Below are 14142 nucleotides of genomic sequence, written 5' to 3'. Positions count from 1 at the left end.
CTTACCGGAAAAACCGCTTGCTCATAAAGGAAGCACTACCCGGAACGTAGTGAGCTCCTCTGCACTTTCTGCCGTGATAGAGCCGCCATGCAGGGTAACAATCTCCCGTGCGATAGCAAGTCCCAGTCCGGCGCCGCCTGTGTTTGTGGTCCGGGCATCGTCCAGACGGAAGAATTTATCAAAAATGGAAGTGAGCTGCTGTTTAGAAATCGTTTTACCCTGATTGCGGATAAGGATGATGATTTGGTCGGTTCCGTATTCCGCAGTGATTTCAATAGGGGTATCCGGGTAACTGTAATAAATCGCATTTTTCAGCAGGTTATTAAATACTCTTGCCAGCTTTTCCGGATCCCCGTATACGGTACAGTTTTCGTCAACCGACAGCTGTACCGTATTGCCATGGGCGGTCAGCGCGGGATAAAATTCATCGGTCAGCTGTACGAGAAGGTAATAAAGGTCTACCTGTTCCTTTTCCAGTACAATTTGCTGAAGGTTATACCGGGTGATTTCGAAAAATTCGTTGATCAGCTTTTCCAGCCGGTTGGCCTTGTCCAGTGCGATATGCGTATATCTGGCCTTCTGTTCGGCAGGCATGTCCGGGGCTTCATCCAGAAGGCTGAGATAACCGATGACAGAGGTCAGCGGTGTTTTCAGATCATGGGCAAGATAGGTAATCAGGTCATTCTTACGAGCGGCTTCCTCCTTCAGAATCTGCTCGTGCCGGAGCATCTGGGATTTGATCTGCATGATCTGCGCCGAAATTCCTGCATATTCTTCCGGAAAAATATAGGAGATATCATTATCCTGGGTCATACAAAGGCGGATCATATCACCGGTTTTGTGCAGCGCCGTCTGTTCCTTCCGTGAGGCATATAACCTTGAAATGAGATAGACAGAGAGAATCCACAGGCTTACGGTGAAGCTGAGTACACGCAGCATCAGATTCTTCAGCTGATACCAGTTGGGTTCCCGGATGAAGCCCTCCTGACCGGTTTCATTAAGGACAGCGCTTCTGGTATGCATATAATTTTTGTCAAACCAGTCCAGGACAGCGCCGTTCCAAATGGTGTCCACCAGGTAATAGAGCAGCAGGCAGAAAAGAAGGCCTGCACAAATAGATACAATAAGTTTTAAGTAAAAAGAGAATTTATGCTTCAATTTTATATCCGCACCCCCAGACCGTCTTAATATATTTTGGCTCCTCAAAGGAATCGCCCATTTTTTCCCGCAGATGCCGGATATGGACGGTAATTGTATTGTTGCTTTTGTTGAAATATTCATCTCCCCAGACCTGATGGAAAAGTTCCTCTGCACTCACCACATTTCCCTTATGGCTGCAAAGGATGCAGAGTATGGAAAATTCTGTGGGTGTAAGAGTGAGCGGCCTTTCGTTCAGGGTACATTCGTGAGTTTTCACATTCAGTGACAGGCCGGAGCAGGAAATGATGTCATCAGTCATACCGGATCCGGAATTGTAATGCTTATAGCGCCGCAGCTGGGCTTTTACCCGGGCTACCAGCTCCAGCGGGCGGAAGGGCTTGGTGATATAGTCGTCAGCCCCCAGGGTAAGGCCGGTTATTTTATCAATTTCCTCTCCCTTGGCGGTGAGCATGATAACCGGATAGGTATATTGTTCCCGGATGATCCTGCATAGCTGGAACCCATCCATTTCAGGCATCATTACATCCAGTATTGCCATATCCAGGGATTCCCTGCGGATACATTCCAGCGCTTCCGCGGCAGAATAGAATGAAAAGACCTCGAAGCTTTCGCCCTGCAGATACAGGGCGACCAGATCTGCAATTTCCTGTTCGTCATCTACGACAAGTATTTTTTCCCTCATAAAGATTTCCTCCTGTTGACATATCCTATCATAACAGAAAATGAATGGGTGTTTGTAATGGTTTTCCTTACAAAATATTAAGATTTTCATAATTTGCTTTAAATCACCTCATCCTGTGCTTCACGGCGGCTGCCGGACTGGCTGTCTGATGCGGACACGAAGCGCAGGACAGGAAAATTTATCCGACCAGAAGGAAAAATACAAAATCCGTTGCGAAAGAGGTCGATATCAAGTAGTATTTATGAGGAAGCAAAAGGATGACAGGAGGATGAATAAAATGGTTCGTATTTTGGTAGTTGAGGATGATACGGATATTAATAATATGACGGCGGAATTCCTGAGGGGGAAGGGATGCGGGGTGGAGCAGGCTTTTTCGGGGACCGAGGGGAGGCTTTTGTGGCAGATGAAGGAATTTGATCTTCTGCTTCTTGATTTGATGCTGCCGGGGCTTTCGGGGGAGGAATTGATTCGGCAGATAAGGGAGAACAGCAGGATCCCGGTAATTGTGCTGACGGCTAAGAATGCGCTGGAGGATAAGGTGGAGGTTCTTGGGGGAGGGGCGGATGATTATCTTACCAAGCCCTTTGAGCTGGAAGAGCTTTGGGTGCGGATTCAGGTGCAGCTTCGGCACAGAGGGAGTATGGCGGGGGAAAAGGAGCTTATATTTAAGGATTGGGTGATTGATCAGGATGCGCGGGTCCTGAAGGCAGGAGGGAAGGCTGTCGAGCTGACGGCTCATGAACTGGGAATCGTGGAGCTTTTGATGCGGCATCCCAAAAAGGTTTTCACGAAGCAGGAGATTTATGAAGCGGTGTGGCAGCAGGATGCATTTATAGAAGATAAGACGATAAATGTACATGTGAGTAATATCCGGGCAAAGCTGCGTGCCGGCGGTGCGCAGGACTATATTCAGACTGTTTGGGGAATCGGGTTTAAGATGACGGAATAGCAATTAACACTTTCTTAAATATTTCTTTGCGATTTCTCTGCTTCTTTCTGCGATACTGAATCTATCAAAGCAAGGAGGTACTCACATAATGGAAGTAGTACAGACAAAAGCGCTCTGTAAGGTTTACGGACAGAAGAGGGCTGTGGATAATCTGTCCATGTGTGTCCATGAGGGCGACATTTATGGATTTATAGGAAAGAACGGCGCGGGAAAATCGACGGCATTGAAGATGCTGTGTTCCCTGGCAGCGCCTACTTCGGGAGAAATCTCTATCTTCGGAAAGCCGGTCAGTGACAGCATTTCCAGAAAAAGAACCGGTATTCTGGTGGAAAGCCCCGGGATTTACCCGAATATGAGCGCACGGGAAAATATGATGCTGAAGGCGGCCTGTCTGGGGCTTGTGGATGGAAAAGAAAAGGTACAGGAGCTGCTCCGGCTGACAGGGATTGCAGATACCGGCAAGAAGAAAACAAAGCAGTTTTCCATGGGTATGAAGCAGCGTCTTGGAATCGCCATGGCGCTATTGGGAAATCCGGATCTTCTGATCCTGGATGAGCCCATCAATGGACTGGATCCGGAAGGAATGTCTGAGGTGCGCATGCTTCTGAAAAAGCTGAATCAGGAAAGGGGAATTACCATTTTGCTGAGTTCCCATATCCTGGGTGAACTGAGCAAGCTGGCAACCCGTTACGGCGTGATCCGAGACGGCAGAATGGTACAGGAAATCACAGCACAGGAGCTGGAAGAAAACTGCCGGGACTATCTGCATGTAAGAGTGGATAAGCCGAAGGAAGCGGCGGTGTGCCTGGAACAGGGGCTGGGAATTACCCATTATGAGGCAAGGCCTGAGGGACAGCTGCTTATTTATGACAGCTGTGAGAGCGATCAGGTGAGCAGGACGCTTACGGGAAACGGAATTGTGGTTCGGGAACTGTATCTGCACCGGAGGGATCTGGAAGAATACTTCGTGGAAATGATGGGAGGTGGGGAAAATGCTTAATATGCTGCGTATGGATCTGCGCCGGATGTTCCGGGCGAAAATGATGTTTATAGCGTTTCTCTGCCTGTCGGCCGGTATCCTGATTTCGATTATTACCCTGCGTACGGTAACAGACCCGGAGCTGCGTCAGCAGGCGATTGATGCGGGGGTGGAGATTACATCAGACGATCAGACCGATTTTAATGCTATCCGTTCCCTTACGGAAACGCAGGCCCTGTGTACTACCATTTACAGCGGCAGTTTTATTTTTGTGGCTTTGTATATTATAGTGGTATTGTTTGTCTGCAACGATTACAGCAGCGGCTTTGCCAAAAATATATTTTCATTTTACGGAGGCCGGTGGTGTTATTATGTCAGTAAGCTTCTGTGTATGACTATCGTGTGTGCATTGTGGATTCTGGGAAGCTTCTTTATCTTTCGGTTATGCTGTATTGTCTGCGGTATGGATTTTGCGAGAAGCGATCTGACTGAATACCTTAGAGTATTTCTGGAGTATTTGTTTATTGGAGTGGCATTTTCCGCACAGGGGATTTTCCTGAGTGTATGGCTGCGCAGTGAAGGCGGCGGGATTGCGGCGGCGATTGTGCTGGCCGGAGGGATTGTGCCGGTTATGCTGGAGGCGCTGCTTGGTAACTGGGGGATTTCTATTGTATACAAGACACTGTACGGCAGTGTGCAGGCAGTGACGGAAAATATTAATTCCGGCAGTCCGGTAGGAGGAGCCATGGCGGTTACCGCAGTCTGGCTGGCAATCTGGTCGGCCCTGAGTCTTTTTGCCTTATATAAAAAGGATGTTTAAGGCTTGTATTCCGGAAGGAAAGGGTAATGGTTCAGAGCAATCTGAACCATTATAAGAAAAGATGGGAATGAGGAGGCAGTATGGGAATAGGAATTGTGATAATGGGGGTTTTGCTTTTTGTGTCAGTCCTTCGGCTGTGGAGTTATGACAGACAGCTGAAGGAATGGGCGGAGCAGCTTACACAAACCGACGAATACAGCAATCTGCGGTTGGGCACCAGTGTGCGCAGCCGCGCTTTCCTGAATTGCTGCCGGGCGGTGAACGAACGGCTGGAAAGAGGGCAGCAGGCGCGCATCCGCCAGGAAAGTATGAGCAGGGAACTGAAATTCACCATATCCTGTGTCTCTCATGATATCCGTACTCCGCTCACAGGAGCGGCGGGATATCTGCAGCTTCTGGAAAATATATCGGATATGGATATGCAGAAAAACTACATAGCCATTGTCCGCCGCAGGCTGGAGGATTTGGAGGGGCTGCTGGAGGAGCTTTTTTTATTTACGAAGCTGTCCAATGAGGAGTATCAAATTGAATGTGAGGAAATTGCTCCGTTTCCTGCGCTGTGTGATGTGCTGGCGGGATTTTATCATAAGCTGACGGAAGCCGGTGTGGAGCCGGAACTGTATTTTCAGGAGGAAGGAGGGAAAGTTCAGGCATCTGCGGAGGCGCTGCGGCGTATTTTCTCCAATCTGATTCAGAATGCGCTTCGGTATGGCAGCGGCAGGCTGGTGATCCGGCAGGAGGGGAAAGCCATTTATTTTGTCAATCCGGTGGAACATCCGGAGGAACTGGATACGGAAAGGCTGTTTCAGCGTTTTTACCGGGCGGATCCTTCCAGGCATACGGGAGGGGCCGGGCTGGGGCTTGCCAGTGTGAAGGGACTGATGGAAAAAATGGGAGGAAGCGTCAGTGCGTCCGTTCATGAGGGGTGCCTGGTGGTTGCCCTTTATTTTCTGTGACGGATGCGTTTATCCCTGGGGTAGTGTGGGACGGAGGGGTGTATGGGTTAATGGGGGCGGAGGGTGTTTGCTGTGAGGGTTTTGCGGTATAGGCCGGGTGGGGTTCCGGTGTGTTTTTTGAAGATTTTGTTGAGGTGGAATTCGTCGTAAAAGCCGAAGTTGAGGGCTACGGTCTGGAGCTTGGAGTCGGGGTAGTCTAGCAGGAATTGTTGGACCAGGTGGATTTTTTCTTCCATTTGGTATTGGTAGAAGGTTTTTGCGTAGGCTTCCCGGAAGCGCTGGTTGAGTGTTTTTGGGCAGACGCCGAGGATGAGAGCCATGTCGGCTGTTTTGTAAAATTTTTGGGGGTTCTGGGCGGTCAGTGTGATGGCCTGGGTCAGGAGGGTGTCTTGTGTGTGTGAATTTTGGGCGCAGGAGTCCTGGAGTTCCAGGAGTAGTAAATCAAATAGGGCATTTATTTTCCTGTCCTTGTTTGGGGATGGGGAGAGGCGGACGGAAATGAGTTCCTGAAAGAGCAGCTTGACGCGGGGGAAGCTGCTGCAGTGGATTAAGGGCGGTAATGTGGACCCGGGGAAGGGTGCATTGCCGATGAAAGAATCCTGTGGAGAGCAGGAGATATGAAAGTATATGGTGCGGGTGCCGGGGGTGCAGTTTTTATTGCCGGAGTGGTGCTGGTCCGCATGAAGGATAAACACGTCGTCATTCATTGCTGTAAAGGGGACTTCGTTCTGAAGGATTTCCCATTCTCCATTTATCATATATACAAAATCGTGCTCCTGCATAATTCTGTCGGGATGGGGGCAGCCATCGGCGTAGTATATGTAATTTGCGGCGCTGATCTGTCTTTGACAGCCAAGGGTGTAGGTGGGCATGGCAGTTACCTCCGGTTTTCGTAATTCCATAATATACATTTTGTTTCCCTTTTGTCAATGGACGTAAGGCAGGAGGATCTTTATACTGGGAAGGTGAAAGATATCTTTTATGGAATGGATGGGAGCGGATGGGTTATGGGCCGGATGCTCGGAAAGGAGATTGCAATGAAAAAGCTGAATATTGTTCTTGTGGGTCTGGGGTTCGGAGGGGCTTTTGTCCCGATTTATAAGGATCATCCGGGAGTGGGGAGTATCGGGATTTTTGATACGGACAGCAGCGTTATGGAGGAGTTTGCCAGGGCGCACGGGATAGAAAGGCTGTATCATAGTTTTGAGGAAATCCTGGAGGATGAGGAAGTGGATGCGGTTCATCTGGTGACTCCGATTCCTCTTCATGCAAAACAGACGGCAGCGGTTTTGAATGCGGGAAAGCATTGCGCGTGTACGGTACCCATGGCGGTTTCTCTGGAGGAAATCAGGGAAATTACGGAGGCGGTGAAGCGAAGCGGGAAAAATTATATGATGATGGAGACTACGCTTTATACGAGGCAGTTTTTTTATGCAAGGGAAATGCTTATGAAGGGGGAATTTGGTAAAATACAGTTCCTGCGGGGGTCTCATTATCAGGATATGGCGAACTGGCCTTCTTATTGGCTGGGGCTGCCTCCCATGTGGTATGGAACTCATGCCATAGCGCCTATGAGGGCTATGGCGGGAGCGCGGATATGTAAGGTGCATTGTTTTGGTTCGGGTACGTTGGAGGAAGGGATGGAGGAACAATATGGGAATCCTTATCCGGTGGAGAGCGCTATTTTTTCCTTTGAAAACGGGCTGAAAGGGGAAGCTACGCGGACTCTGTTTGAAACGGCCAGGGTTTATCAGGAGGGGATGTTTGTTTATGGAAGTGACGCCAGCTTTGAGTGGGGTTTTTCTGATGGGGATAATCCGATCATTACAACGGCTGTGAAGGCGGCGGACGGGAAACGCGGGGGAACCACTGTGGTGAGGGAGACGGTAATGCCTAATTATTATAGTATGCTGCCGGAGGAAATCCGGAAACATACGGTGGGAGGTAATTATGATCCGCTGAATCCGCAGGAATCACTGATTTCCGGTGCGGCGGGCGGGCATCATGGGTCCCATCCGCATCTGGTGCATGAATTTGTCTCCAGTATACTGGAGAATCGGAAGGCGGCAATTGATGAAGTCCTGGGGGCGAATATTACGGCTGCCGGGATCTGTGCCCATTTGTCGGCTATGCAGGATGGAGCGGAGGTTGTTGTGCCGGTGTTTGATGAATGGTAGTATGGAGGATGATAGCGGGCAATAAGCAAAACATATGCTTTTGTACGTTTGTACGTATATGTTTTGCTTGCTAATTTTATAATTTTCGGCTAAAATTAGATTGGTGTCTATAATAGCCGAAAGGAGTATTTAAGTGGAATATATTAAACGCAATATGGAGGGAATCATTCTTGAATTAAATAAGCAATATCCTGCGATTTTGGTAACAGGTCCCCGACAGGTTGGTAAAACTACCATGCTTCAGAAACTTATTGTTCTGGAAGGGCGAAACAGAAATTATGTTTCATTAGATGATCTGAATGATCGTGCATTGGCCAAAACGGATCCCGCGATGTTTTTCCAGATTCATCAGCCTCCTATTTTAATTGACGAAATACAGTATGCTCCGGAATTGTTTACTTATATTAAAATTTATGCAGACAGAGATCAGCGTGCAGGGGATTTTTGGATGACGGGCTCTCAGTTATTTAAACTGATGGATGGTGTTCAGGAGTCCTTGGCCGGACGGGTTGCGCTCCTCCATCTTTCTCCTCTTTCCCAACAAGAAATATACAGCGGACAGGCTGGGGCCTTTTCCCTGGATATAGATGTACTTTCAAAGCGTCAGCAAGTCGTTCGGCCTGCTTTGGCTCCGCAAATTTTTGACCGTATCTTTTTAGGCGGAATGCCTGCCTTGGTGAGTAAAAAATATCAGGAGCGCAGTATCTTTTATTCCAGTTATATCAATACTTATCTGGAAAGGGATGTAAAGGATTTGGCAGGCAGCATTGATTCGCTGAAGTTTTTGAATTTTATAACAGCTGTTGCGGCCAGAACCTCCCAAATGGTTAATTACAAAGGGATTGCTGACGACTGTGATATGGATCAGGCTACAGTAAAAAGCTGGCTGCGTATTCTGGAAACATTGGGGATTATTTTCTATCTGCATCCATACTCGAATAATGTGTTAAAACGTACTGTGAAGACACCCAAAATATATTTTTATGATACAGGTCTTGTTTGTTACCTGACTAAATGGAGCAGTGCTGAAACGGCAATGAGCGGTGCGATGAACGGTGCTTTACTCGAAAACTATACGGTGAGTGAAATCCAAAAAAGCTATCAAAATGTGGGAAAGGAACCTTATCTTTACTATTATCGTGATAAAGATGCAAAGGAAATTGATCTTTTGATGGAAGGTGATGGCCAACTGCATCCCATTGAAATAAAGAAAACGGCAACTCCGGAAAAGAAAATGATCAGTAATTTTTCAGTAATAGAGAAGTCTTCTATGCAGAGAGGTATTGGCGCTGTACTCTGCCTGTCTGAAAAATTGGGAGCCTTTGATAAAGATAACCTCATTGTCCCCATATCCTTAATTTAATCAGGAGAATAAGCAGCCGGTGTTTGATGAAGCATAACACCGGCTGTTCATTTCCCCTGGAAAAGAGCCCTGAATTCGGAAGGGGTACATCCCTTTTTTTGTTTAAATATCCGGTTGAAGGTAGAAATGCTTCCAAAGCCAGCCTGCAAGGCGGCATCGGTAATATTAAGCTGGGGATTGCCCAGGAGAACCTCCGCATAATGAAGCCTTTGCTCGGCAACATAATCAACAAAGGAAACGCCGGTGTATTCCCGGAACAGCCTTGAAAAATAGTATTTACTGAAACCAACATAGGAGGCGGCGTCCTCCAGACTGATATCGCGGCTGCAATTATTGCTGATATAATTGCATGCCGCGATTATTTTTTGTGTGGCTTCGTTTGCCTGTACGGAACCATTGAATACTTTTTTATCTGATTCTTCTATCAAAAAAGAGCAGAGTGTGGTGAATAATTTAAAAAGTTCAATGCACATGTGCATATCGCTGAGTGAATTATGCTTTCCCTTTTTACGGCATATTTTTTTTATTATGTAAAGATGCGAGGCCATGGTTTCGCATATTTTGGGGCATTCAAGGTGGGAGATGAGGCGGAGATCCCGAAGAAGCATATAATTGCTTTTCAGCAGCATTTTTATGGTATCCAGCAGCAGGGAGTTAAACTGGCAGATCAGAATATCGGGCTGTTGATTGGGAAGGACGGCATGAAGCTCTCCGGGCCAGATAAAAAGGAAATCTCCCTGGTGCAGCTGATGTTCTTTCCCATTTACGGTATACGTGATTTCCTTTCCGATTAGAAATACCATTTCTGCATAATTATGCCAATGAACGGGAAAGGAGGAGGGGCAGTTATTATAAGATATATTTATGGAAAAACCATGATCGAAGGCTAAATTTTCAAAGTTTCCTTTTGTATTGGATGACATGAGTCATACTCCTTTCTGGTGATTTTATAATGGAAATAATCTTACCCGGCATGCGTAAATCCGGGGTGGGTAAAAATTGATATCGCATATGAATGGTTATGGTGTTAATTCCGAAACTGACAGCAGATAAATATAAAAAAAGACGGAAAAAACAAGAGAGAGGCAGTGGATAATGCCAATATGGCCCTATCATTGAAGCATAATCGGCTCTTCGGATCAACATGTTGCTGTCAAGATGACAAAAAGTAAGCAGTCAAAAAACGAATTGTGATTAGCAGGGCAGCATAACTGTTGCTATGATGAATTTACCAAAAAGAACTGGCCAGTTAAACAAACATTTTAGGGAGGAAACCATTTATGAAAGTATTGGATGGAAAATCAATCTGTCAGGTTGCTCTGGTAGTTGATAATCTGGAAGAAACGATTCAGGAATACGCAAAGCTGTTTGGAGTGCCTGTACCCGATATTTTTTCCGTACCGGAGGAATCACAGGCTCATACCATGTTCCAGGGGAAACCGACTGCCACAAGGGCAAGGCTGGCGGTATTTGATTTGGGGCAGGTGGTGCTTGAGATTACGGAACCGGATGACAAGCCAAGTTCCTGGAAAGATTTTCTGGATAAAAAAGGGCCGGGAGTGCATCATATTGCTTTTATGACGGATGACAGGGACCGGGCAGTAAAATATTTTGAGGAAAACGGAATGCCTGTTCGTCATTATGGAGAATACGAAGGGGGAAACTATACGGTGTTTGACAGTGCGGAGAAAACGGGAGTTTACATCCAGGTAAAATATGAACCGGAAGGATGAACAGAAGAATAAGGAGGAGAGTTCTATGAAACGAAAAGGATTGGCGCTGCTGTTGACTTTCTGTATGCTTGCGGCAGGAGCCGCAGGATGCGGGCAAACTGCTGCGGACAGCAGCGGTGCGGCTTCCAATGCACCGGAACAGGCACAGGAAGAATCCAAACAGGGCGGCGGTGAAGTGGAGCATGCCAGGGCGGATATCGATGCGGAAGGGCTCGTGGCGGAGGATACGGATCTCACGGGAGAATTCACTTATTGGTCGGCGTTTACCGGAGATTCTGCCACATGGGATCAAAGCAGGGTGGATTTGTTTAATGAACTGTATGCGGATAAGGGAATTCACTGCAATGTGCAGTTTGTGCCGGACGGGGCAGGTATTAATAACGGGAAGCTTCTTTCTGCAATTGCGGGAGGCACGGCGCCGGATTTAATTATATGTGACAATGCCACCTCCTCTTACCAGTACGCGGCAAACGGCAGCTTTATGGCCATGGATGAATACCTGAAGGAGGTCGGCATCAGTGTGGACAGCTTCTTTGAGGGCTGCAAGGATATTATTTATTATAAAGACAGCGCTTATCTGATCCCTCAGGATGCCAATGTTATCCTGTTGTATTATAACCCTGATATCGCTGAAGAGTGCGGGCTGGATCCGGACAATCCGCCGAAAACCCTGGAGGAGCTGAATCAGTGGTCGGAAGCCATGACCGTTCAGAATGATGACGGAAGCTATGCGAGATTCGGTCTTGTGCCCTGGCTTGACAGCGGAGACGACGCTTTTGTCGTCCCCTACATATTTGGAAATACGCCTTACGATCAGACCACAGGCAAGCTGAATCTTACGGATGACCATATGGTTACATACATGGAATGGATCAGTGAATATGCAAAGAAATATAATCCGGAAAGAATTGCAACCTTTACCTCAGGACTGGGAGGAATGTTCTCTCCCGATCACCCTTATATGACAGGCAAGGTAGGGATGACGATCACCGGTAACTGGTTCAGCAATGCGCTTAAGATTTATGCACCGGATGTGCCTTACCGTGTGTGTGCCGTACCGGTGCCGGAAGGCGGACGTGCGGAAAGCACCACCTTCGGCGTGAATGTTTTTGCCATCCCTCAGGGGGCAAAGAACCCGGAGCTGGCAGCTCTTTTCATTAAGTTCTGTCTTCAGGGGCAGGTCAATGATGATAATTTTTCCCAGTGGCGTTCCATTCCCACAAGTGATGCCGAGTTTGATAATACAACCCTGATAAAAGAGGGCGATGAAATGTATCTGTATGAGAGAAAAATCGCCAATTCGTCTGAAAATGGAATACCGGCACTCTGTTCCGTATCCGCAGAGCTTTCAGAAGCATTCCGTACGTTAAGGCAATCGGTAATTTACGGAAAGGTACCGGATATCAGGCAGGCCCTTCAGGAACTTCAGGATAAATATCAGGCTGAAATTGATAAGGCAGAATAATCAGGTAACGATGCAGAAAACCGGCCGGCAGCCGTCGGCCGGGCCTGCACGGCGTAAGGAGTGTAAGGCATATGGATAAAAAAATTGGAAAGTACCCATGGAAGGGTATTCTGAAAAAAGTGGTAATGTATGCTGTTTTGATATTATTTGCAATGTTGTTTCTGGTGCCTTTCTTTTTTCTGCTGATGGGTTCCTTTAAGGAACAAAGTGAGCTTTTTCGGGTTCCGTTCAAATGGCTTCCGGACCGTTTCTCACTGAAAAATTACAGGGAATTATTTACCTCGATCCCCTTTTTTACATATTTCAGAAATACAATGATCATTGTTGTCTGTAATATAATCGGTTCCCTTCTTTCCTGTTCGGTTGTGGCATATGGATTTGCAAGGCTGAACTGGCCCGGAAGAGATAAGGTGTTTATGATAGTTATGGTAACTATGATTCTGCCGTATCAGGTTACATTAGTCCCGTTATTCCTGCTGTTTACCAAGCTGAAATGGGTGGGGACCTTTTTGCCGCTGACAATTACCTGCTTTTTTGGGAATCCCTTTTTTATCTTTCTCCTGCGGCAGTTTTTTGTGGGAATCCCGAAGGAAATGACAGAAGCCGCAAAGATAGACGGGGCGGGAGAATTCCGGATTTACTGGCAGCTTATTCTGCCTATGGCAAAACCGGCACTGACCACGGTTGCAATATTTGCCTTTACAAGAAGCTGGAATGATTTCCTGGGGCCGTTGGTATTTTTGGGAAATGACAAGCTTTATACATTGTCACTGGCGGCATCCATGCTCAAATCGAAGCTGGATCCCAACTGGAGCATGCTGCTGACACTGGGAGTGGTTATGGTATGCCCGGTTCTGGTTCTGTTCTTTATACTGCAGAAGTATTTTATCCAGGGTATCACCATGTCCGGGATAAAGGGATAAGGGGGAAATTCGTATGAAAAAATTATCTATGAAAAAGAGGGAAATGGTATATGGACTTTTGTTTATTTCACCATGGCTGATTGGCTTCCTTATTTTTACATTGTATCCGATTATTTCCTCGCTTTATTATTCTCTCTGCGACTATAAGGTAATCAGTGCTCCGCAATTTATAGGTATGGAGAACTATGCGGCGCTTTTCGGAGATACTGTTTTCGTCAAAGCTTTGAAGAACACCGCATATATGGTGTGCTTCGGCGTTCCCATCACAACGTTTATAGCGGTGGGTGTATCCGTAATGATGAATAATAAAAGCCTGAAGCATACGGGAATTTTCAGGGTATTGTTTTTTATTCCCACACTGGTTCCCACGGTAGTAGCCTGTCTTCTCTGGATCTGGGTGATGCAGCCGGAAACCGGTATTATCAACCGTCTGCTTGGATATATCGGCATTACCGGACCCGGCTGGCTTTCCAGCCCCAGATGGTCGAAACCGGCGTTTATACTGATGATGATATGGACCTGCGGCAATGCAATCATCATCTATCTTGCAGGACTTCAGGATATTCCGGAATCCCTGTATGAATCGGCGTCTATTGACGGCGCGTCTTTCCTGAGACAGACAATTTCCATCACCATACCATTGCTTCGTTCCACGATACTGTATAATGTGGTGACCTTGATTATCGGCGTATTCCAGTGGTTCGCGGAGCCTTATATCATCACCCTGGGAGGGCCGGATAATTCTACAATGTTTTATGCGCTTTATCTGTATCAGAATGCCTTTACCTATTTTAAGATGGGATATGCATCGGCTCAGGCCTGGATACTTCTGGTAATTGCGCTTGCGATTATTATCGTTTTATTCAAGGTATTCAAATTCGGAGAATCGGATTATTGATATTATTTGATCTGATTTACAGAATTACAGATATAC

General features: G+C 46.9%; 14 protein-coding genes. 10 read left to right on the top strand and 4 right to left on the bottom strand.

All coding sequences use genetic code 11. The features are described 5' to 3' along the window. Positions 1-21: 21 nt before the first annotated feature. The gene (locus tag BLA28_RS26605) at positions 22-1158 is read right to left on the bottom strand and encodes a sensor histidine kinase (protein WP_069157160.1); all 1137 of its coding nucleotides are present in this window, start codon (positions 1156-1158) and stop codon (positions 22-24) included. Continuing rightward, positions 1148-1843 (bottom strand): VanR-ABDEGLN family response regulator transcription factor, encoded by a 696-nt coding sequence (gene vanR / locus BLA28_RS26600; protein ID WP_069157161.1) that lies wholly within the window; start codon positions 1841-1843, stop codon positions 1148-1150. The genes BLA28_RS26605 and vanR overlap by 11 nt, the downstream gene beginning before the upstream one ends. Positions 1844-2120: 277 nt before the next feature. On the opposite strand from vanR, the gene BLA28_RS26595 reads away from it, so the two are divergent. From BLA28_RS26595 to BLA28_RS26580, 4 genes are all read left to right on the top strand, one after another. Beyond that, positions 2121-2792, top strand: a complete 672-nt coding sequence (locus BLA28_RS26595) for a response regulator transcription factor (RefSeq protein WP_081332685.1) — start codon at positions 2121-2123, stop codon at positions 2790-2792. 88 nt (positions 2793-2880) lie between these two features. Next, positions 2881-3792 (top strand): ABC transporter ATP-binding protein, encoded by a 912-nt coding sequence (locus tag BLA28_RS26590; protein ID WP_069153049.1) that lies wholly within the window; start codon positions 2881-2883, stop codon positions 3790-3792. Next, a complete protein-coding gene (locus BLA28_RS26585) occupies positions 3785-4591 on the top strand; it encodes an ABC transporter permease (RefSeq protein ID WP_069157162.1) in 807 nt (268 codons plus the stop codon). Before BLA28_RS26590 ends, BLA28_RS26585 begins: the two co-directional genes overlap by 8 nt. Positions 4592-4671: 80 nt before the next feature. Further along, positions 4672-5547: a sensor histidine kinase gene (locus tag BLA28_RS26580; protein WP_069157163.1), complete on the top strand. Its 876-nt coding sequence runs from the start codon at positions 4672-4674 to the stop codon at positions 5545-5547. Positions 5548-5594: 47 nt separating this feature from the next. Here BLA28_RS26580 and BLA28_RS26575 read toward each other — a convergent pair whose 3' ends face one another. After that, the gene (locus BLA28_RS26575; protein WP_069157164.1) at positions 5595-6458 is read right to left on the bottom strand and encodes a helix-turn-helix domain-containing protein; all 864 of its coding nucleotides are present in this window, start codon (positions 6456-6458) and stop codon (positions 5595-5597) included. Between the two features lie 126 nt (positions 6459-6584). Between BLA28_RS26575 and BLA28_RS26570 the strand changes: the two genes are divergently transcribed. Both BLA28_RS26570 and BLA28_RS26565 read left to right on the top strand, forming a co-directional pair. After that, positions 6585-7724 carry a Gfo/Idh/MocA family protein gene (locus BLA28_RS26570; RefSeq protein WP_242880586.1) on the top strand — a complete coding sequence of 380 codons (1140 nt, stop codon included), beginning with the start codon at positions 6585-6587 and terminating at the stop codon, positions 7722-7724. Between the two features lie 133 nt (positions 7725-7857). Then, the gene (locus tag BLA28_RS26565) at positions 7858-9087 is read left to right on the top strand and encodes an ATP-binding protein (RefSeq protein ID WP_069157165.1); all 1230 of its coding nucleotides are present in this window, start codon (positions 7858-7860) and stop codon (positions 9085-9087) included. A gap of 47 nt (positions 9088-9134) precedes the next feature. Here the strand turns inward: BLA28_RS26565 and BLA28_RS26560 are convergent, their stop codons facing one another. Beyond that, positions 9135-10010 carry an AraC family transcriptional regulator gene (locus BLA28_RS26560; protein WP_069157166.1) on the bottom strand — a complete coding sequence of 292 codons (876 nt, stop codon included), beginning with the start codon at positions 10008-10010 and terminating at the stop codon, positions 9135-9137. Between the two features lie 357 nt (positions 10011-10367). On the opposite strand from BLA28_RS26560, the gene BLA28_RS26555 reads away from it, so the two are divergent. The 4 genes from BLA28_RS26555 to BLA28_RS26540 all read left to right on the top strand — a co-directional run bounded on the left by BLA28_RS26555 (position 10368) and on the right by BLA28_RS26540 (position 14106). Further along, positions 10368-10820 (top strand): VOC family protein, encoded by a 453-nt coding sequence (locus BLA28_RS26555; protein ID WP_069157167.1) that lies wholly within the window; start codon positions 10368-10370, stop codon positions 10818-10820. A 25-nt stretch (positions 10821-10845) separates the two neighbouring features. Further along, on the top strand, positions 10846-12285 hold the full coding sequence (locus BLA28_RS26550) for an extracellular solute-binding protein (protein ID WP_169897309.1): 1440 nt from the start codon (positions 10846-10848) through the stop codon (positions 12283-12285). Positions 12286-12356: 71 nt separating this feature from the next. Then, on the top strand, positions 12357-13208 hold the full coding sequence (locus tag BLA28_RS26545) for a carbohydrate ABC transporter permease (protein ID WP_044965780.1): 852 nt from the start codon (positions 12357-12359) through the stop codon (positions 13206-13208). 13 nt (positions 13209-13221) lie between these two features. After that, on the top strand, positions 13222-14106 hold the full coding sequence (locus tag BLA28_RS26540; protein ID WP_044965781.1) for a carbohydrate ABC transporter permease: 885 nt from the start codon (positions 13222-13224) through the stop codon (positions 14104-14106). Positions 14107-14142 lie beyond the last annotated feature (36 nt).

The organism is Eisenbergiella tayi (assembly GCF_001881565.1).
GTDB lineage: Bacteria > Bacillota > Clostridia > Lachnospirales > Lachnospiraceae > Eisenbergiella > Eisenbergiella tayi.
This window is presented reverse-complemented; position numbering and strand designations above follow the sequence as displayed.